22 protein-coding genes are annotated in these 18,551 nt (G+C 72.5%); 13 read left to right on the top strand and 9 right to left on the bottom strand.

Features of this window, described 5'->3' with window-relative positions:
- The first annotated feature begins 24 nt into the window (after positions 1-24).
- Positions 25-711, top strand: coding sequence for an IspD/TarI family cytidylyltransferase (locus tag ACFPGP_RS03655; protein ID WP_378587021.1), 687 nt, complete (start codon positions 25-27; stop codon positions 709-711).
- Here ACFPGP_RS03655 and ACFPGP_RS03650 read toward each other — a convergent pair.
- The 3 genes from ACFPGP_RS03650 to ACFPGP_RS03640 form a co-directional block, all read right to left on the bottom strand.
- Positions 698-1,267, bottom strand: coding sequence for a 2-C-methyl-D-erythritol 4-phosphate cytidylyltransferase (locus tag ACFPGP_RS03650; protein ID WP_378587018.1), 570 nt, complete (start codon positions 1,265-1,267; stop codon positions 698-700). The two genes, ACFPGP_RS03655 and ACFPGP_RS03650, sit on opposite strands and share 14 nt — an antisense overlap.
- Before the next feature lie 105 nt (positions 1,268-1,372).
- Positions 1,373-1,858, bottom strand: a complete 486-nt coding sequence (locus ACFPGP_RS03645; protein WP_378587015.1) for a CarD family transcriptional regulator — start codon at positions 1,856-1,858, stop codon at positions 1,373-1,375.
- A 125-nt stretch (positions 1,859-1,983) separates the two neighbouring features.
- The gene (locus tag ACFPGP_RS03640; RefSeq protein WP_378587012.1) at positions 1,984-3,321 is read right to left on the bottom strand and encodes an anaerobic sulfatase maturase; all 1,338 of its coding nucleotides are present in this window, start codon (positions 3,319-3,321) and stop codon (positions 1,984-1,986) included.
- A gap of 214 nt (positions 3,322-3,535) precedes the next feature.
- On the opposite strand from ACFPGP_RS03640, the gene ACFPGP_RS03635 reads away from it, so the two are divergent.
- From ACFPGP_RS03635 to ACFPGP_RS03620, 4 genes are all read left to right on the top strand, one after another.
- Entirely contained in the window at positions 3,536-4,984 is a 1,449-nt protein-coding gene (locus ACFPGP_RS03635; protein WP_378587009.1) for a sulfatase family protein, read from the top strand.
- Positions 4,985-5,100: 116 nt separating this feature from the next.
- Positions 5,101-5,850 (top strand): hypothetical protein, encoded by a 750-nt coding sequence (locus ACFPGP_RS03630; protein ID WP_378587007.1) that lies wholly within the window; start codon positions 5,101-5,103, stop codon positions 5,848-5,850.
- A 30-nt stretch (positions 5,851-5,880) separates the two neighbouring features.
- Positions 5,881-6,429 (top strand): copper chaperone PCu(A)C, encoded by a 549-nt coding sequence (locus ACFPGP_RS03625; RefSeq protein ID WP_378587005.1) that lies wholly within the window; start codon positions 5,881-5,883, stop codon positions 6,427-6,429.
- Positions 6,430-6,468: 39 nt separating this feature from the next.
- Positions 6,469-7,212 (top strand): phosphoglyceromutase, encoded by a 744-nt coding sequence (locus tag ACFPGP_RS03620; RefSeq protein ID WP_378587003.1) that lies wholly within the window; start codon positions 6,469-6,471, stop codon positions 7,210-7,212.
- 10 nt (positions 7,213-7,222) lie between these two features.
- Here ACFPGP_RS03620 and phoU read toward each other — a convergent pair whose 3' ends face one another.
- Positions 7,223-7,873 (bottom strand): phosphate signaling complex protein PhoU, encoded by a 651-nt coding sequence (phoU, locus tag ACFPGP_RS03615; protein WP_378587000.1) that lies wholly within the window; start codon positions 7,871-7,873, stop codon positions 7,223-7,225.
- Positions 7,874-7,994: 121 nt separating this feature from the next.
- On the opposite strand from phoU, the gene ACFPGP_RS03610 reads away from it, so the two are divergent.
- The 3 genes from ACFPGP_RS03610 (at position 7,995) to ACFPGP_RS03600 (ending at position 10,919) form a co-directional block, all read left to right on the top strand.
- Positions 7,995-9,176: a sensor histidine kinase gene (locus ACFPGP_RS03610; RefSeq protein ID WP_378586998.1), complete on the top strand. Its 1,182-nt coding sequence runs from the start codon at positions 7,995-7,997 to the stop codon at positions 9,174-9,176.
- Positions 9,173-9,850, top strand: a complete 678-nt coding sequence (locus tag ACFPGP_RS03605; protein ID WP_378586995.1) for a response regulator — start codon at positions 9,173-9,175, stop codon at positions 9,848-9,850. Before ACFPGP_RS03610 ends, ACFPGP_RS03605 begins: the two co-directional genes overlap by 4 nt.
- A gap of 100 nt (positions 9,851-9,950) precedes the next feature.
- On the top strand, positions 9,951-10,919 hold the full coding sequence (locus ACFPGP_RS03600; RefSeq protein WP_378586992.1) for a DMT family transporter: 969 nt from the start codon (positions 9,951-9,953) through the stop codon (positions 10,917-10,919).
- A 17-nt stretch (positions 10,920-10,936) separates the two neighbouring features.
- On the opposite strand, the gene ACFPGP_RS03595 is transcribed toward ACFPGP_RS03600, so the two are convergent.
- The 3 genes from ACFPGP_RS03595 to ACFPGP_RS03585 form a co-directional block, all read right to left on the bottom strand.
- The gene (locus tag ACFPGP_RS03595; protein WP_378586989.1) at positions 10,937-11,452 is read right to left on the bottom strand and encodes a type III secretion system chaperone family protein; all 516 of its coding nucleotides are present in this window, start codon (positions 11,450-11,452) and stop codon (positions 10,937-10,939) included.
- Positions 11,449-12,711, bottom strand: a complete 1,263-nt coding sequence (mshA, locus tag ACFPGP_RS03590) for a D-inositol-3-phosphate glycosyltransferase (protein WP_465263244.1) — start codon at positions 12,709-12,711, stop codon at positions 11,449-11,451. Before mshA ends, ACFPGP_RS03595 begins: the two co-directional genes overlap by 4 nt.
- 80 nt (positions 12,712-12,791) lie before the next feature.
- Entirely contained in the window at positions 12,792-13,169 is a 378-nt protein-coding gene (locus tag ACFPGP_RS03585) for a hypothetical protein (protein ID WP_378586987.1), read from the bottom strand.
- 98 nt (positions 13,170-13,267) lie between these two features.
- Here ACFPGP_RS03585 and ACFPGP_RS03580 point away from each other — a divergent pair, with 98 nt between their 5' ends.
- Positions 13,268-14,074, top strand: coding sequence for an SDR family NAD(P)-dependent oxidoreductase (locus ACFPGP_RS03580; protein ID WP_378586984.1), 807 nt, complete (start codon positions 13,268-13,270; stop codon positions 14,072-14,074).
- A gap of 12 nt (positions 14,075-14,086) precedes the next feature.
- Here the strand turns inward: ACFPGP_RS03580 and trxA are convergent, their stop codons facing one another.
- Positions 14,087-14,416, bottom strand: a complete 330-nt coding sequence (trxA, locus tag ACFPGP_RS03575) for a thioredoxin (protein WP_378586981.1) — start codon at positions 14,414-14,416, stop codon at positions 14,087-14,089.
- Positions 14,417-14,602: 186 nt separating this feature from the next.
- Between trxA and ACFPGP_RS03570 the strand changes: the two genes are divergently transcribed.
- The gene (locus ACFPGP_RS03570; protein ID WP_378586978.1) at positions 14,603-15,085 is read left to right on the top strand and encodes an ester cyclase; all 483 of its coding nucleotides are present in this window, start codon (positions 14,603-14,605) and stop codon (positions 15,083-15,085) included.
- Positions 15,086-15,137: 52 nt separating this feature from the next.
- On the top strand, positions 15,138-15,827 hold the full coding sequence (locus ACFPGP_RS03565) for an aspartate/glutamate racemase family protein (RefSeq protein ID WP_378586975.1): 690 nt from the start codon (positions 15,138-15,140) through the stop codon (positions 15,825-15,827).
- Positions 15,828-15,887: 60 nt separating this feature from the next.
- Here ACFPGP_RS03565 and ACFPGP_RS03560 read toward each other — a convergent pair whose 3' ends face one another.
- The gene (locus tag ACFPGP_RS03560) at positions 15,888-16,190 is read right to left on the bottom strand and encodes a protealysin inhibitor emfourin (RefSeq protein WP_378586972.1); all 303 of its coding nucleotides are present in this window, start codon (positions 16,188-16,190) and stop codon (positions 15,888-15,890) included.
- A gap of 90 nt (positions 16,191-16,280) precedes the next feature.
- On the opposite strand from ACFPGP_RS03560, the gene cls reads away from it, so the two are divergent.
- Together cls and ACFPGP_RS03550 are read left to right on the top strand one after the other, a co-directional pair.
- Positions 16,281-17,759 (top strand): cardiolipin synthase, encoded by a 1,479-nt coding sequence (gene cls, locus ACFPGP_RS03555; protein WP_378586969.1) that lies wholly within the window; start codon positions 16,281-16,283, stop codon positions 17,757-17,759.
- A 123-nt stretch (positions 17,760-17,882) separates the two neighbouring features.
- On the top strand, positions 17,883-18,479 hold the full coding sequence (locus ACFPGP_RS03550; protein ID WP_378586968.1) for an HdeD family acid-resistance protein: 597 nt from the start codon (positions 17,883-17,885) through the stop codon (positions 18,477-18,479).
- The last annotated feature ends 72 nt before the right edge of the window (positions 18,480-18,551 follow it).

The following is an 18,551-nucleotide window of genomic DNA, read 5'->3' as shown; positions in this document are numbered from 1 at the left end:
GCGCCCACCGGCTAGCCTCCGGGGGTGCCGTGCGCCGTGGTCGTCCTCGCCGCCGGCTCCGGCAGCCGCGTCGGGGCCGACCGCAACAAGGTGCTGCTCCCGCTGCGCGACCGGCCGGTGCTGGCCTGGTCGGTGCAGGCGGCACTGGGCGTCCCCGACCTCGCCCGGCTCGTGGTCGTCGTCCGCCCCGGCGAGCAGGACGACGTCGCTGCGGCCCTGGCGCCGCACCTCGGCGACGCCGAGGTGGTGGTGGTCGAGGGCGGCGCCACCCGCCACGCCTCCGAGGACGCCGCGCTCGCCGTCCTGGCCGCCGACGTCGCGGCGGGCCGGGTCGACGTCGTCGCGATCCACGACGGCGCCCGCCCCCTGGCCGGCACCGACCTCTTCACCGCCGTGGTCGACGCCGCCCGCGCGTCGGGCGGGGCGCTGCCCGTCGTGCCGCTCGGCCCCGTGGTCGCCGCGGACGGCCACGACGTCGACCCGCGGCTCGCGGCAGTGCAGACGCCCCAGGCCTTCCGCGCCGGCCCGCTTCTCGCGGCGTACGACGCGGCCCGCCGCGACGGGTTCGAGGGCACCGACACCGCGGCCTGCGTGGCCCTCCACACCACACCGGGCGAGGTGACCGTGACCGGCGTCCCGGGCTCGCCGCGCAACCTGAAGATCACCTTTCCCGAGGACGTCGCGCTCGCGGAGCGGCTCAGCGCGCCGTGAGCGCCTCGAGCACCGCGACCTCGTCGGGCGAGGAGACCCGCCGTGCCCCGGGCGGGGCCTCGACCAGCACCACGGGCCCGGCCTGACGCAGCTCGCGCACCAGACGCAGCAGGTCGGTGGTCGGCGCGCCCGGCAGCGACGCCACGACCGACGCCGGGAGCACCACCGGGGAGGCCAGGGCGAGCAGACCGTCCCGGTCGACGGTGTCGCCGACCACCGCGCGGCCGGCGTCGTCGACGCTGACCCGCTTGACGGTGTCGGTGACCGGCCGCACGGCCACGACCACGACGTCCTCGGCGACCGCCCGCTCCACGCAGGCTGCGATGAACTCCGGCGGGGCCATCGGGCACAGCGCGTCGTGCACCACGAACGGCGCCCCCGCCTCGGCCACGGCGTCCCACGCCGTGCCGAGGTCGACGATGACCACCCCGGCCTCCCCGAGCGCCCACGCCGCGCAGGCGACCAGCGCCTCACCGTGCAGCAGCGCGTACGGCAGCGAGCCCCGGGCGTCCTCGGCCACGGTCCCGAGCGCGGCAGCGCGGTCGTCGTCGTCCATGCCGCGACCCTAGGTCACCTGCGGGGCCCGGCCGCCCGGAAATGGGTCGTGGCCCCCGGGATCACCCGGGGGCCACGGAGACAGGATCGGCGTGAGCCGGTCAGGTCAGGAGGCGAGCACCTCGTCGAGGATGGCCTCGGCCTTGTCCTCGTTGGTGTGCTCGGCCAGGGCCAGCTCGGAGACGAGGATCTGGCGCGCCTTGGCCAGCATCCGCTTCTCGCCGGCCGACAGGCCGCGGTCACGCTCGCGGCGCCAGAGGTCACGGACGACCTCGGACACCTTCATGACGTCGCCGCTGTGCAGCTTCTCGAGGTTGGCCTTGTAGCGCCGCGACCAGTTCGTGGGCTCCTCGACGTGCTCGGCACGGAGGACGTCGAACACACGGTCGAGACCCTCCTTGTCGACGACGTCCCGGACCCCGACGAGGTCGAGGTTGCAGGCCGGGACGCGGACGACCAGGTCCTGCTGGGCAACGATCCGAAGGACGAGGTACTGCCGGTCCTCTCCCTTGATCTTCCGCATCTCGATGTCCTCGATGACTGCGGCCCCGTGATTTGGATAGACAACCGTTTCGCCGACGGTAAAGGTCATGTGTCAAGTACCCCTTCCTAGGTGACCAGTCTAACATGCCCGCGGTGGTGCTCCAGACATCGTTTGTGCAGGTCAGAGGCACAATCAGGGCTTGACAAGACCGGACTCGTGTGGTGGGGACGGCGTCAGTCCGGGGTGCCGCCGGCGGTCGGCTCGGCCCGGTGGGCGGCGGAGGGTGCTCGTCCGTGGCAGTCGGACCAGGCACGGTCGCGCCCGCAGGTGCAGCGATCCTCCGGGCGGCGCCGTTCGTCCGCACGTGCGTAGACCTCCATGACGTGGTCCGGCGAGGCGCCCCGTCGGAGTGCCTGGCACATCACGGCCATGGGCGTCGCCACGTGCTGGAAGAACAGGCGGTAGTCGGGGCACAGGTAGTTGCCGGGCGCTCCGTCGTCCGCCGCCCGGACGAACCTGTCCTTGGGACAGCCGCCGTGGCACAGCCTGCGGACCGGACAGTGGCGGCACACCTGCGGCAACGACGCGCCCTTCGCCCGCTTGAACGCCAGCTGGGCCGGCGACTCCACCATCTCCAGGAGGGTCCGGTCCATGATCGAGCCCAACCGGTGGCGAGCATCCACGAAGTGGTCGCAGGCGTACACCGAACCGTCGTGCTCGAGGACCACCGCGTCGCCGCAGGCAGGCTGGTGCACGCAGAGGCCACCGGGTTCCCCGAGAGTGTTGCCCAGGGTCGTGTCGAACATCTGGACGAACACGCTCCCGACATCACGGCGCACCCAGTCCTCGAAGACGTCGACCAGGAACCGCCCGTACGCCCCGGGGCGCACCGCCCACTCCCCCGGCTCCCACGATCCGCCGACGTCCTGGAGCGGCGTGACCACGGGGATGAACTGCATGAACCGTGCTCCGCACTCGTCGCGCAGGAAGCAGTAGACCTCCCGGCCGCGGTCCTGGTTCGCGGCGTGCACGGTGGTGAGCGCGTTCCAGGGCACGCCTGCGCCGGTCAGCAGGTCGACCGCGCGACGGACTGCGGCGAAGGAGGGTCGTCCCGCGTGGTTGCGGCGGTAGGCGTCGTGCACCTCGGCGGGCCCGTCGATCGAGAGCCCCACCAGGAACCCCTGCCGCCGGAGGAACGTCACCCACGGCCGGTCGAGCAGCACCCCGTTGGTCTGGAGGGTGTTCAGCACGGTCTGCCCGGGGCGGGCGAACCGGCGTTCGAGCTCCACGGCCTTCCGGTAGAAGTCGATCCCCCGCAGCGTCGGCTCGCCCCCCTGCCAGGCGACGACCACCTCCCCGTCGGGTTGCCCTGCGAACAGCTGCTCGAGGTAGCGACTCAGCACGTCTTCGCTCATGCGTGTGTGCGGATCCGGGAAGAGCCTCGACGTGTCGAGGTAGAAGCAGTAGTCGCAGGCCAGGTTGCAGGCCGGGCCGGTCGGCTTGGCCATCACGTGGAAGGGGCGGCGTCGACCTGCGTCGACGCCTCGTGCGGCTGCGCTCGCCTGTGCCACCGTCGTCACTCTCCTGAGGGGATGGTCGGCCACCTCGACGACGGGCGCCTAGGGCGGATGGTCCCGCCTGCGGAGGGCATCGGCCTCTGGTCGCGCCTGGAGGCCGGACGGTTGACTGGGCTGCATCGCGGAAGCCGGGCACGTCCCGGTGCCTCGGGGGCAGCTGCATCGGCCGTGACGTGTCGCAGAGCTCCGCACCTCACGAGGAGTAGCGATGCGTCACCCATCACTGTGGCTCTCGGCAGTGACCTCGATCTCGTCGGCGGCCCTGCTCGTCAGCGTGGGCGCAGGAACGCCCGCCCTGGGCCAGCCTGTCACCGACGCAGCGGCGACCGCGGAGATCGCAAGTGTCGACCAGCCGAACATCCTGATCATCAACCTCGACGACCTCCGCGCGACCGGCACGCTGCCGGCGATGCCCCGCGTCCAGAGCTACTTCCAGCAGGGAGGTCGGACCTACACCCGGAGCTACGCCACCACGCCGCTGTGCTCGCCCTCACGGGCGAGCCTCTTCACCGGCAGGTACGGCCACAACAACGGCGTGACCGGGAACGGTCTCGATGCGGAGATCGCGGCGCTCGACCAGTCCGCCATGTTCCAGGGTTACCTGCAGGCCGCGGGCTACAACACCGCGATGGCGGGCAAGTTCATGAACACGGTGCCGCTGTCACGGAGTCCGCGGTTCTGGGACCGGTGGGCCTTCACCACCGGGGGATACCAGAACATCTCCTACAACGTGAACGGCACGGTGAGGAGGATCTCGGGCTACTACTCGGACGTGCTGGGGAACTACGCGATCAGTGACCTGAACGAGTTCGAGCGGCAGGATGCCGAGCCCTGGTTGCTGTACATAGCCCCGCAAGCACCCCACTCTCCGAGCATTCCCTCGTCGAAGTACGCGAGCGCGCCCGTGCCTGCCTGGACCTATCCGCCCAGCTTCAACGAGGCCGACGTCTCGGACAAGCCGAGCAGTGTCCGGTGGCGCGGCCTGCTGAACACCTCGAGTGTCGAGCAGACGCGCACGCAGCACCTCCGGACCATCATGTCCGTCAACGACCTCGTCGGCCGCGTGGTGGACGAGATCTCGCGGCTCGGCGAGGACGGCCGCACCCTGGCGATCTTCACCTCCGACAACGGCTACATGTGGGGTGAGCACCGGATCGTCGACAAGCGCTTCCCCTACACCGAGTCCGAGGCCGTTCCGCTCCTCGTGCGCTGGCCGGGGCACGTCACTCCGGGAACCGTGGACAACAGGCTGGTCAGCAACGTGGACATCATGCCGACCCTCCTGGAGGCGGCTGGCGTGTCTCCCCAGCTCAGGTACCCGCTGGACGGGCTCTCCCTGTTCTCGCCGACACCGCGGACCCAGCTGCTGATCGAGTACGGACGCACTCTCGATGCGCCGCTGCCGCCCTGGGCATCGGTGCTGACGACGGCCAACCAGTACACCGAGTGGTACACCAAGGACACCGGAGCCCTCACCGCACGGGAGTTCTACGTGTTCGGGTCGGACCCCTACCAGCTCGTGAACCTGTTCCGCGACGGCAACGCTGCCAACGACCCGAGCATCGCCGTGTGGGGACCCCGCCTGGCAGCACTCCGTGGTTGTGTCGGAGTGGCGTGCGTCGTCACCGGTGCGGGGCGTTCGGCGCCCGGGAGGTGAGCCACCCGCCGGCCGACCATGCCCCCGGCTCGATTTCCCTCCGGTGACGGGGATGACGGGCGCTGGTGCAGGTGGATACTGCAGGCATGGGGGACTGGGGCACGGGAGGGGTCGCCGTGGGAGCCGACTCGGACACCGAGGTGCGTGCGGAGCGGCGCGGGTTGCGCGAGCTGGGACCCGTGGTGCTGGTGAGGTCGGCGCACCCGCTGGCGGCGGTGCTGACCGCCCTCGGCGTGGCCGTCGTGGCGGCGCTCGCGGGCCGCCCGCTGCGCGAGGTGCTGCTGGTCCTGGCCACCGTGCTCGTGGGGCAGGCGGTGGTCGGCTGGCACCACGACCTCGTCGACCGCACACGTCCCTCCAGCGCAGAGCCGGGCGGCTCGCCGCTCGGTCGGGGCCTGCTCGAGCCCGGCACGGTGTGGTTCACCGTGGCCTGCGCGACGCTGCTGCTGGTGCCGCTGTGCGTGGCCAACGGCCTCGTCGCGGGCTCCGCCTACCTGCTCTCCTGGGCCCTCCTCCTGCTCGGCAACCTGGTGCTGCGCCGCAGCTGGCTGTCGTGGGTGCCGGCCGCGGCGTCGTACGCGCTGCTCCCGGCGTTCGTCTCGTACGGCGGGTGGGGCGGCCAGGCGCGCGGCGAGCCGCCCGAGGTGGCGGTGACCGCGCTGGTGGCGGCGCTCGGCGTCTGCGTCCACCTGCTGACCTGCCTGCCGCACCTCGTCGAGGACAACCGCGAGGGCTATCGGCACCTCGCGCTGCGCATCGCACTGCGCACCGGAGCCCCCCGCCTGCTGTGGGCGACGCTGGTCCTGACCGGCCTCGTCGTGACCGCCACGGCGTGGGTCGCGACGCAGGTCGGGCTGGCGCAGTGACCGCCCGTGGGGACCGCTAGGCTGCCGCCCATGCACCTGCGCCGTACTCCCGCGCTCCTCGTGGGCGCGCTCCTGCTCGCGACCGCCCTCACCGGCTGCGGGACCGACGCCACCAACCGGATCAACCAGATCACGACGGGCAGCGTGAACCGCGAAGCGGAGATCGACGTGCTGGGCGCGGTCGTCGTCTCGGCCGAGGACGGCTCCGGCACCTTCGTCGCGACGTTCGTCAACAACAGCGAGGTCGAGCCCGCCTCCGTGGAGTCGGTGGCCGGCACCGACCCGGCCACCGGGCTGACGTTCGACGGCGACACCTCGGTCGACGTCCCGGCCGCGGGCATGGTCAACCTCGCCGATGACGGCGGCTTCCCGATCACGGGCGACTTCGTTGCCGGCGACTTCCTCGACCTGACCGTCACCTTCGGCGACGGCTCCAAGGTCGACATGAACGTCCCCGTGGTGACCAACTGCGGGATCTGGGAGGGCCTCGACGGCCCGACGACGGGCTGCGAGTCCGAGAGCGTCGAGCCGGACCAGACCGAGGAGACCTCGCCGACGCCCATCGAGCAGTCCGAGTGAACTCCGGCCGCTGAGCGGCCGACCGAGCCGGGAGGGCACATGTCCTACACGTTGATCCTGCTCCGCCACGGCGAGAGCGAGTGGAACGCCAAGAACCTCTTCACCGGCTGGGTCGACGTGGCCCTCTCGGACAAGGGCCGCACCGAGGCGGTCCGCGGCGGGGAGCAGCTGCGCGAGGCGGGCGTCCTGCCCGACGTCGTGCACACCTCGCTGCAGCGCCGCGCGATCAACACCGCCGCCCTGGCGCTCGACGCGGCCGACCGACACTGGATCCCCGTCCGCCGCTCGTGGCGCCTCAACGAGCGCCACTACGGCGCGCTGCAGGGCAAGGACAAGAAGGCCACGCTGGCGGAGTTCGGCGAGGAGCAGTTCATGCTCTGGCGCCGCTCCTACGACGTGCCCCCACCGCCGCTGGCCGACGACGACGAGTGGTCGCAGGTCGGCGACCCCCGCTACGCCGGGCTCGGCGAGGAGATGCCGCGCAGCGAGTGCCTCAAGGACGTCGTGGCGCGATTCCTGCCCTACTGGGAGTCCTCGATCGTCCCCGACCTGCGCGCCGGCCACACCGTGCTGGTGGCGGCGCACGGCAACAGCCTGCGCGCCCTGGTCAAGCACCTCGACTCGATCAGCGACGACGACATCGCCGGGCTCAACATCCCCACCGGCATGCCGCTGGTCTACCGCCTCGACGAGTCGCTGGCGCCCACCGTCCCCGGCGGTGAGTACCTCGACCCCGAGGCGGCGGCTGCCGCGGCAGCCGCGGTCGCGAACCAGGGCCGCTGAGCAGCAGCGCTCAGACGTCGACCGGGAAGTCGCCGGTCACGACGTACACGACGCGGTTGGCCACCGACACCGCGTGGTCGGCGATCCGCTCGTAGTAGCGACCGAGCAGGGCGATGTCGACAGCCGCCTCGACGCCGTGCGCCCACTCGTCGGCGAAGAGCTCGGCGAAGCTCTGCCGGCGCAGGCCGTCCATGATCTCGTCGGCGCGCCCGAGCTCGATCGCGGCCTCGACGTCCTTGGTGGTGATGATCTGCTCGACGCGGCAGACCATGTCCTCCGCGACCTCGCCCATCCGGGCCAGGGTGGGCCGGACCTCCTCGGGCACCGCGATGTCGGGCACCCGCAGGCGGGCGATCTTGGCGACGTGCACCGAGAGGTCGCCCATCCGCTCGAGCTCGGTGACCATGCGCAGGGCGCTGACGACGACCCGGAGGTCGCCGGCGACGGGCTGCTGGAGCGAGAGCAGCTGGAAGCAGGTGTCCTCGATCTTCTCCTTGGCCTTGTCGATGTCGGCGTCCGCGCTGATCACCTGCTCGGCGATCGCGGCGTCGCCGCTCAGCAACGCCTGTGTGGCGAGCCGGACCGCGGTCTCGACGCTGCGGCAGATCCCCGCGAGGTCGTCGAAGACCCCGTCGAGCTGTTCGTGGAAGGCCTCTCGCATGCTGCGATCGTAGGCAGCCCGGGTACCGGGAGCCCCACGGGGCGTGAATGGGCGGTGAACAGTCGGTGCGAAGCGCCTGCTCAGGGGCGGTTTCCCGGCGGGTTGCTCGTACGATCACGGTGTGGACCCGACGACGACGGCGCTGCTCGCCGCCCTGATCGGGGGCGTCGTCGTCGGAAGCGCGGTGTACGCCTGGGCGATCAGCGACCGGCTGCAGCACCGGCCGCCGGCCGGGCACGACGAGGAACCGCTCGTGCCGCCGGCCGTGGCGACGGTGCTCGCGGTCCTGCGCAGCAGCGCGGTCGTGGTCGGTGAGGACGACGTCGTCCTGCGCGCGTCCGCCCCGGCGTACGCCTACGGGCTGGTGCGCGGGAACCTGCTGGTCAACGCCGAGCTCGTCGAGCTCGTCCACCGGGTGCGCCGCGACGGGGAGATCCGCGAGTCGGAGATGCTCGTCTCGCGCGCAGCCATGCCGGCGCGCCACGTGACCGCGCGGGTGGCGCCGCTGGGCGCCCGGCTGGTGCTCGCGCTGGTCGAGGACCGCACCCGGGAGCGCCAGGTCGAGGCGGTGCGCCGCGACTTCGTCGCCAACGTCAGCCACGAGCTGAAGACGCCGGTGGGCGCGATCCGCCTGCTCGCCGAGGCCGTCGCCGACGCGGCCGACGACCCCGAGGCGGTGCGCAGGTTCAGCAACCGGATGCTCACCGAGAGCGACCGGCTCTCCCGGCTGGTGCAGCAGGTCATCGAGCTCTCGCGGCTCCAGGGTGACGACCCGCTCGAGTCGCCGACCGCGGTGTCGGTCGACGACGTCGTCACCACGGCCGTGGACACCGTCGCCACCGACGCCGGGGCCCGCAACATCTCGCTGGTCACCGGCGGCGAGACCGGGCTCGAGGTGGTCGGCAGCGCCGAGCAGCTCACCGCCGCGGTCTCCAACCTGGTGGCGAACGCCGTCACCTACTCCGGCAAGGACTCCTCGGTGCTGGTGACCGCCCGGTCGGTCGACGACACCGTGGAGATCTCGGTGATCGACCAGGGCATCGGCATCCCCGCCGCGGAGATGGAGCGCATCTTCGAGCGCTTCTACCGCGTCGACCCGGCCCGGCACCGCTCCACCGGCGGCACCGGCATCGGCCTCTCGATCGTCAAGCACATCGCTGCCACCCACGGCGGCGACGTGCGCGTGTGGTCCGTGGAGGGCCAGGGATCGACCTTCACACTCAGCCTGCCCCGCCACCAGCTCGACCAGTCGGCCCCCCCGGCCGGCTTCCCGTTCGCCCCCCACCAGGAGGTCAGCCCGTGACGAGGGTGCTCGTCGTCGAGGACGAGGAGAGCTACAGCGACGCTCTCACCTACATGCTGCGCAAGGAGGGCTTCGAGGTCGCGATCGCGGCCGACGGCAACACCGCCCTCACCGAGTTCGACCGCTTCGGTCCCGACGTCGTGCTGCTGGACCTGATGCTGCCCGGCATCCCCGGCACGGAGGTGTGCCGCCAGATCCGGCAGACCTCCAACGTGCCGGTGATCATGGTGAGCGCCAAGGACGACGAGATCGACAAGGTCGTCGGGCTCGAGCTCGGGGCCGACGACTACGTGACCAAGCCGTACTCCCCCCGCGAGCTCGTCGCCCGGATCCGCGCCGTGCTGCGGCGCGGGGCGGAGCCCGACCTCGCGCCGATGACGCTCGAGGCCGGACCCGTCCGGATGGACGTCGAGCGCCACGTCGTCACGGTGAACGGCGAGAAGCAGAAGCTCCCGCTCAAGGAGTTCGAGCTGCTCGAGATGTTCCTGCGCAACCCCGGTCGGGTGCTGACCCGCGGCCAGCTGATCGACCGCGTGTGGGGCTCGGACTACGTCGGCGACACCAAGACGCTCGACGTCCACGTGAAGCGGCTGCGAGCGAAGATCGAGCCCGACCCGGGCGAGCCGCGCTACCTGGTCACGGTGCGCGGGCTGGGCTACAAGCTCGACCTCTGAGGCGACGGCGGGGCCCGCCGCCGGTGCGCTGGCGGGAAGTCGCGCTGCGGCGTCCGAAATCCGCGTGTCACCTGTCGGTGGTCGTCCCTACGCTGGTCGGGTGACCGCCGCCGCCCCCACCTCCCCCGCTGCCGACGCTGCCGCGCCAGACGGGCCGCCGACCTGGCTGCCGCTGGCCGCGGTCGGCTGCACCCTCGTGCTGTGGGCCTCGGCGTTCGTGGCCATCCGCCACCTGGCCGACGACTTCTCCGCGGGCGCGCTGTCGCTCGGGCGGCTCGTCGTCGGGTCGCTGTGCCTCGCGGCCGTGGCGCTGCCGCGCGGCCTGCCCCGCCCCTCCCGCCGCGACCTCGCGATCATCGCCGTGATCGGCGTGCTCTGGTTCGGCGTCTACAACGTCGCCCTCAACGAGGGCGAGCAACGGGTCGACGCCGGCACCGCCGTGATGCTGATCCAGGTGTCGCCGGTGCTGATCGCCCTGATGGCCGCGCTCTTCCTCGGCGAGCGGTTCACCCGCAACCTCGGGCTCGGCCTCGCGCTGGCCTTCTCCGGCGTCGGCGTGATCGCGCTGTCGACCAGCCCCGGCGGCAACCGCGACGTCCTCGGCGTGGTGCTGTGCCTGGTGTCGGCGCTCGTCTACTCCGTCAGCCTGGTCCTGCAGAAGCCCCTGGTCGGCCGCCTGCCCGCGGTGCAGGTGACCTGGCTGGCCTGCACGGTCGGCGCGGTGGTGTGCCTGCCGTTCGCCGGGCAGCTGGTCGAGGAGGCGGGCGACGCGCCGGCGTCCTCGGTGTGGTGGCTGGTCTACCTCGGCGTCTTCCCCACCGCGATCGCCTTCACGACGTACGCCTACGCACTGCGGCACATGGACGCCAGCAAGCTCGGCGTGACCACCTACCTCGTCCCCCCGATCACGATCGTGATGAGCGTGGTCTTCCTGTCCGAGGCGCCGCCGACGATGGCCTACCTCGGCGGGGTGCTCGCGCTGGTCGGCGTGGCCGTCGCCCGCCGCAAGCCGCGCGAGCGGCTGCGACCGGCCGACCCGGAGGCCGCGACCGCTGCTGCCGGAAGCTGAGCCGACCGGGCCGACGGTCAGGAGGTCGGGGGGACCTCGCCCGCCTCGAGCCAGCCGCGGAAGGCCTCGAGGTTGCGGGTCGACTCGCCACGGAGCCGCCGCCACTCCCACTCCTTGCGGATCGCGGAGGCGAAGCCGAGCTCGAGGATCGTGTTGAACGACTCGTCGGCGTACGACAGCACCGCGCCGAGCAGGCGGTCGAGCTCGTCGGGCGTGACCGAGGCGAGGGGCAGCCGGGCGTCGAGGTAGATGTCGCCGGCGGCGTCGACGGCGAAGGCCACGGCATACATCCGCAGGTTGCGCTCGAGCAGCCAGCGGTAGACGCGCTCGTGGTTCTCGTCGGGCTTGCGGCAGACGAAGGCGTGCACGCCGAGCGCGTGGCGACCGACGTCGAGGCGCACCGGCACCTGCAGCTTCCGCTCGCCGGGCAGGCTCAGCGAGAAGACGCCCTCGGCGAGCTCCTCGTGCTCGATCCCCTGCTCGCGCAGGTGGGCCCGGACGACGTCGACGGGGCTGGTCGGCCCGGGGGTCACGACACCGCGCGGAGCAGCTCGCGGCGGGCCTGCTCGTAGACGTCGAGGGTGTGCTCGGCGGTGGTCTCCCAGGCGAACGACCGGGCCTGCTCGAGCGCGCCGCGCGACAGGCGGGCGCGCAGGGGCTCGTCGACCAGCAGGCGCTCGATCGCGTGCGCCCAGTCGTCCGGCTCGTGGGTGTCGAGGAGCAGCCCGCTGTGGCCGTCGCGGACGACGGTGGTCAGCCCGCCCACGGCCGCGGCGAGCACGGGGGTGCCGGTCGCCTGCGCCTCGACGGCGACCAGCCCGAAGGACTCGTTGTACGACGGGACCGCGACGAGGTCGGCGGCGGCGCACCAGCGCGCCAGCTCGACCTGCTCGACCGGCGGGACGAAGCGGACCACGTCGTCGAGGCCGAGCTCGGCGGCGAGCTGGGCCAGCGACTCGGGGTGCTCGAGCCCGGTGCCCGACGGCCCGCCGACCACCGGGACGACGAGCCGGGCGCGCAGGTCGGGGCGCCGCTCGAGCAGCACCGCGACGGCGCGCAGCAGCACGTCGGGGGCCTTGAGCGGCTGGATCCGGCCCGCGAAGAGCACGACCAGCGCGTCTTCGGGCAGGCCGACCGAGTGGCGCGCCTCGGCGACCGGGTGCGGCCGGAAGACGTCGAGGTCGACGCCCGGGTGGACCACCCGCACCCGCGTCGGGTCGGCGTCGTACAGGTTGATCAGCTGCTTGGCTTCGAGGTCGGTGTTGGCGACGAGCACGTCGGCGGCCTCGACGACCTGCTCCTCACCGATGATCCGGGCCAGCGGCTCGGGGGTGTCGCCGACGGCGAGGGCGTCGTTCTTGACCTTGGCCATGGTGTGCATCGTGTGCACCAGCGGGACGCCCCAGCGGTCGCGGGCCAGCGCGCCGACCTGGCCGGAGAGCCAGTAGTGGGAGTGCACGACGTCGTAGTGGCCCTCGGGCTGCGCGGCCTCGGCCCGCAGCACCTCGCGGGCGAAGACGCAGAGCTGGCCCGGGAGCTCCCCCTTGGTCAGCCCCTCGAACGGCCCGGCGTGCACGTGGTGCACGGTGACGCCGTCGAAGGCGGGGACGACCGGCGCGAGCCGCGAGCTGGTCGCGCGGGTGAAGATGTCGACCGCGATGCCGCGGGCGGCGAGGCGCTTGGCGAGCTCGACGACGTAGACGTTCATGCCGCCGGCGTCGCCCGTGCCGGGCTGGTCCAGCGGCGAGGTGTGCAGGCTGATCATCGCCAGCCGCTCGATCGCACGATCCACGTGGTGCCTTCCGTCAGGGGGCCAGTACCCACAACCTCCGGCCGGGCTCGCGCATTCCTTGCGGTCGTCCCGGGCGCCGGTCAGCGGGCGTGGGCACCCGCCCGCCTCGGCGGTGGCCGCCGCTTGCGCTCGCGGGCGATCACGACCGCGGACGCCACGATCGTCCCGGCGCCGAAGATCCCGTCGACGAGCTCGGGGTTGTCGGCGCGGAGCATCTCCAGAACGGACCAGACCAGGGCCGGGAAGCAGAGCCCGACGATGACCTGCAGCCAGTGCGCGCTCTTGCCGACCAGGCCGGCCCCGAACCCGATGTAGGCCACCACCAGCAGCAGCCCGCCCAGGAGGTAGAGCGGGTCGAGGGTGGTGTCCGAGACCCCGGCGAGGTCGAGCACCAGCCGCGCCACCCACACCAGGCCTCCGAGCACGCCGGCGATCGCCGCCACGGTGCGCAGGTTCAACAGTCCTTCTCTCTCTGCTCGTCCGTCCTCACCCCCGGACAAATGGCCAGTGTGCCACCGGCTACGCCGGGCCGACCACGGGGCTGGACAATCGGTGCATGCCCGACGCCGCGCAGAGCCCTCGTCCGACCTCTCCCGCCCCCGGCTACCCCGACGGCAACGCTGGCGGGATCGCCGTGGTCACCGGCGCCAGCGGCGGCATCGGAGCCGCGACCGCGCGGGCGCTCGCCGCGTCCGGGTTCGAGGTGGTCTGCACCGCGCGGCGTACCGACCGGATCGCCGCGCTGGCCGAGGAGATCGGGGGCCGCGCCGTGACCTGCGACGTCACCGACCCCGCCTCGGTGGCCGCCCTGGCCGCCGAGGTCGGGCCGGAGCTGCGGGTGCTGGTCAACAACGCCGGTGGCGCGCTCGGCGCCGACCCCGTCGAGGATGCCGACCCCGAGCAGTGGCGCACGATGTACGACGTCAACGTGCTCGGCCTCCTGCACGTGACCCAGGCCCTGCTGCCCGCCCTGCGCGCCAGCGGGGACGGCGTGATCGTCAACGTCGGCTCCACGGCCGGCCGCGCCGCCTACGAGGGTGGCGGCGGCTACACCGCGGCCAAGCACGGCACCAAGGTCGTCACCGAGACCCTGCGGCTCGAGCTGGTCGGCCAGCCGGTGCGGATCTGCGAGGTGGCGCCCGGGATGGTGCGCACCGAGGAGTTCGCCAAGGTCCGGTTCGGCGGCGACCAGGCGAAGGCGGACGCGGTCTACGCCGGCGTCCCCGACCCGCTGGTCGCCGAGGACGTCGCGGACGCCATCGCGTGGATCGCCACTCGGCCGGCCCACGTGAACATCGACGAGCTCGTCCTGCGCCCCCGCGCCCAGGCCGCCCAGCACAAGGTGCACCGGGTCGGGCAGTAGGGCCGGCCGTGGTCAGCCGGCCAGGATGTCGGCCAGGTCGCGCAGGAGGGCCGGCTTGGGCTTGGCCCCGCGGATCTGCCGGACCACCTCGCCGCCGACGTACACGTTGAGCGTGGGCATGCCCGTGACCCGGTAGGCCGCGGCGGTCACGGGGTTCTCGTCGACGTTGAGCTTCACGACCGTCAGGCGATCGGCGTGCTCGTCGGCGATCTGCTCGAGGACCGGCGCGACCTGGAGGCAGGGGCCGCACCACGGCGCCCAGAAGTCGACGAGCACCGGCCCGTCGGCGCCGAGGACGGTCTCGGCGAAGTCGGCGTCGGTCACGTTCCTGATCGTGCTCATGCGGGGTCGTTCCTCTCGTGGCTGCCCGCCGGCGGCGGGGACACCACGGAGCCTGCGGTCCGGTGCTGTCCGGGGACTGTCCGTGGGCTGTCGGCCGACAGCGGTGCGACAGGTGCCGGACAGCGCCGGACCGCAGCGTGGTGCGTGCGACGCCGACCGACCGCCGACCGACCTGAGGAGAGAGCCGTGCAGAAGCCGACCGTGAGGCTGTGGCCACCCGTGCGTGAGCTGGCGGTCGAGCCCGGCGTCGTACCGACGTGGGACGGCATCACGCCGGCCGGCGAGGTCGTCGCCCGCTTCCTGGGACTGGTGCGCACGACGGGCGACGGCGACGCCGCACGCGCGGTGATGGCACCCGCCGTACCCGCCCACCAGGTCGTCGCCGAGGCCCCGGCCACCGTCGTACGCACTCCGGAGGAGTACGCCGCGCACGTGCAGGACATGCTGCGGGAGCACGGGCGGTTCACGTTCGTGGTGACCGAGCTGCTCGCGGACGGCGACCGCGTCTACGTGCGGTGGCGCCAGCGCGGCGCCGGCCCAGAGCCGGCCACGGAGATCGGCTCGGCGGTCTACCGCGTGGCGGACGGTCGGATCGCGGAGTACTGGATCCAGCTCGACCGGCTCGGGCTGCTCGCCCAGCTCGACCCCGGCGCCCTGCTCCGGCCCTGACGGGCCGTGGGACGCGCCCGCCCCCGGCGCGCGGTGGTGGCAGACTGCCGCCGTGCAGACGATCGGACTCGTGGGCGGCATGAGCTGGGAGAGCTCGGCGGCCTACTACCAGGACCTGAACCTCGGGGTCGAGGCACGCCTCGGCGGCCTGCACTCCGCCCGGATCGCGTTGACCTCGGTCGACTTCGACGAGGTCAACGCGCTGCAGGAGCAGGAGCGCTGGGACGAGGTGGGGGCGATCCTGGCCGAGGCGGCGCGGGGCGTGGAACGCGCCGGGGCGGACTTCCTGGTGCTGTGCACGACGACGTTCCACATGGTCGCGGACCAGGTGGCCGAGGCAGTCGACATCCCGCTGCTCCACCTCGCCGACGTCGTCGCCGACGCCTGCAAGGAGCACCGGCTGGAGTCCGTGGCGCTGCTCGGCACGACGTTCGCGATGTCGCGGTCGTTCTTCTCCGACCGGATCGCCTCCCACGGCCTCACCGTGCACGTGCCGGAGGCGCGCCACCACGAGACCGTGAACCGGATCATCTACGACGAGCTCGTGCACGGGAAGGTGCTCGACTCCTCGCGCCGTACCGTCGTCTCCCTCGTCGACGAGCTCTGGGACGCCGGCGCCGGAGGCCTGATCCTCGGCTGCACCGAGCTCGAGCTGCTGGTCAAGCAGGCCGACGTCGAGCTCCCCCTCTTCCCCTGCACCACCCTCCACGTCGCCGCCGCCCTCGACCGCGCCCTGGCCTGACGGGTAGTACGTCACGAAAAGCCCCGTCGGACCGCAAGACATGGGGCCTTTCGTGACGTACTACCGGTCGGTGCCGGTGAGGACCAGGTCGGCGAGGCGGTGCAGGGCGGGGGTGAGGTGCTGGTCCGCGACGGTGTACGGCGGGTGGCCGGGCAGGGTGAAGGTGTAGACGAAGCGGTCGGGGTGGGGCGGACCGCTCGGGGCGGCGGCGAGGGCGGCGGCGAGGTCGTCGGCCTCGAGCAGGGCCCGGACCGCGGGCACCCGCGGGTCGTCGGAGGCGAGGTCGAGGGAGCCGGTGGCGGTGCGGCCGATGAAGCCGCCGCTGCGCCTGACCTCGACCCGTCCTGCTGCCCCCGCGTCCATGGCCCCACCCTGTCACGCGGCCGCGCACCACCCGGCGAGTCACCCGCTGCGAGGGATCCGGGGGCCCGGTGGCCGCCCTACAGTGCGCCAATGCCCACCGCGCTCGCGACCGATGCCGCCACCGTGTCCGCCGTCCTCGGGGCAGTCCTGGTCGCCGCCGACTTCCTGATCAAGGTGATCGCGCTCGGCGTGATCCCCGGGAACCGCAAGCCGGCCGCCGGCATGGCCTGGCTGATCCTGATCATGGTGATCCCCTTCGGCGGGATCCTGCTGTTCCTGCTCTTCGGCCAGAACTCCGTCGGCAAGGACCGCCGTGCCAAGCAGGCCGAGGCCGACGCCGCGATCCGCCACTACGTGCGCCACATGCCGGCCTCCGCGCCGACGTCCGGGCCCGACTACCTGCCGTCGGTCGCGACGCTCAACTCGAGGCTGACCGCGCTGCCGTGGCAGCCGGGCAACCGGATCCAGCTCTTCCCGGGCTACCAGGACGCGATCGACGCGATGACCGAGGCGGTGGAGGGGGCCCAGAGCGCCGTCGAGGTGCAGTTCTACATCTCGGCCTGGGACGACGTGACCGACCCGTTCTTCTCCGCCGTGGTCGCCGCCCACGACCGGGGCGTCCGGGTGCGCGTGCTCTACGACCACCTGGGCTCGCGTGGCATCCCCGGGTTCAAGGACTTCGTCAAGCGCCTCGACGCGGCCGGGCTCGACCACCACGCGATGCTGCCGATCCACCCGCTCAAGGGCGAGTTCCGCCGGCCCGACCTGCGCAACCACCGCAAGATCCTCGTCGTGGACGGGCTGACCGCCTTCGCCGGGTCGATGAACATGACCGAGCCCGGCTACAACAAGCCCAAGAACCACAAGGTCGGCCGCAAGTGGGTCGAGCTGGTCGCCAAGGTCGAGGGGCCGGCGGTCAGCGGGCTGCGCGCGGTGTTCGCGACCGACTGGTTCAAGGAGACCGGCGAGATCATGGCCCAGGACGTGGCGCCGGTCGTGCCGCCGACGTACCCCGACGGCGTGGACTGCCAGGTGGTGCCGAGCGGCCCCGGCTACCCCACGCAGAACAACCTGCTGCTCTTCACGACGCTCGTGCACGCGGCCCGGCAGCGGGTCTCGATCACCAGCCCCTACTTCGTGCCCGACGAGCCGCTCCTCAACGCCGTCACCACCGCGGCCCAGCGCGGCCTCGACGTCGAGCTCTTCGTGAGCGAGGAGGCCGACCAGTTCATGGTCGGCCACGCCCAGCGCTCCTACTACCAGGCACTGCTCGAGGCCGGGGTGCGGATCTACCTCTACCCCGCGCCCGCGGTGCTGCACAGCAAGCACTTCTCGATCGACGACGACGTCGCGGTGATCGGGTCGAGCAACATGGACATGCGCTCGTTCGCGCTCAACGCCGAGGTCTCGCTGCTCGCCACCGGCGCCAGCGTGGTGGCCGACATGAAGCGCGTCGAGGACACCTACCGCAGCCTCTCCCGCGAGCTCACGCTCGAGGAGTGGCGCGAGCGCTCCGCCGGGTCGAAGTACGTCGACAACGCGATGCGGCTGACCTCCAGCCTGCAGTAGCCGGCCGGGCGCCCCGGGACACGCGGCGGCGCGCGCCGCCCACACCCCGGGCCGCGCCGGTCCTACGATCGGCGCAGCGGCGCCAGGGGGCCATGAGCGCGCCGGAGCCCGGGAGGGGTCGAGATGGTCAGGGACTGGATGACGATGAGCTGGAAGGGCCTGCTGCTGCGCGGGGCCATCGCGGTCGTCTTCGGCATCGTCGCGATCGCCGCGCCGGTCGCTGCCGCGCTCGCGTTCGCGCTCCTGTGGGGCATCTGGGCGCTCGCCGACGGCATCGGCGCCTTCGTCCAGGCCTTCTCCAAGGACGTCGTCGGCATGAACGCCGACGGCACCGCCGTGATGGGCGGCCGCTCGGGCGGGGAGAAGGCGCTGCTGATCGTCCTCGGCCTGATCGGCGTCGTCGCCGGCCTGCTGGCGATCACCTCGCCCGGCCTGGCCGCCGTCGCGCTGACCTGGATCCTGGGCATCTGGCTGATCGTGCGCGGCATCTTCGAGCTGGTCGGCGCCTTCTCCGCCAGCGCCGCCGGCGCCCGCGGGCTGCTGATCCTGGGCGCCGTCGTCGACTTCCTGCTCGGCATCCTCTTCGTCGCCAACCCCGGCAAGAGCGTGGTCGGGATCGCGGTCTTCCTCGGCATCCTCGCGATCATCTGGGGCATCGTGATGTTCGTCATCGCGTTCATGATCCGCAAGCAGGCGAACGCCGCTCCCGCGGCCGTCTGAGCAGCGCCGGGGGCCGCTCCGCCGATGCAGGGCGGCCCGGGGATCGCCACTAGACTTCCGTGCGGCCGATCG

The sequence above is a fragment of the Nocardioides taihuensis genome (assembly GCF_042657275.1).
Taxonomy (GTDB): Bacteria; Actinomycetota; Actinomycetes; order Propionibacteriales; family Nocardioidaceae; genus Nocardioides; species Nocardioides taihuensis.
The sequence above is the reverse complement of the archived record's forward strand: the minus strand, read 5'-3'. Positions and strand labels throughout refer to the sequence as shown.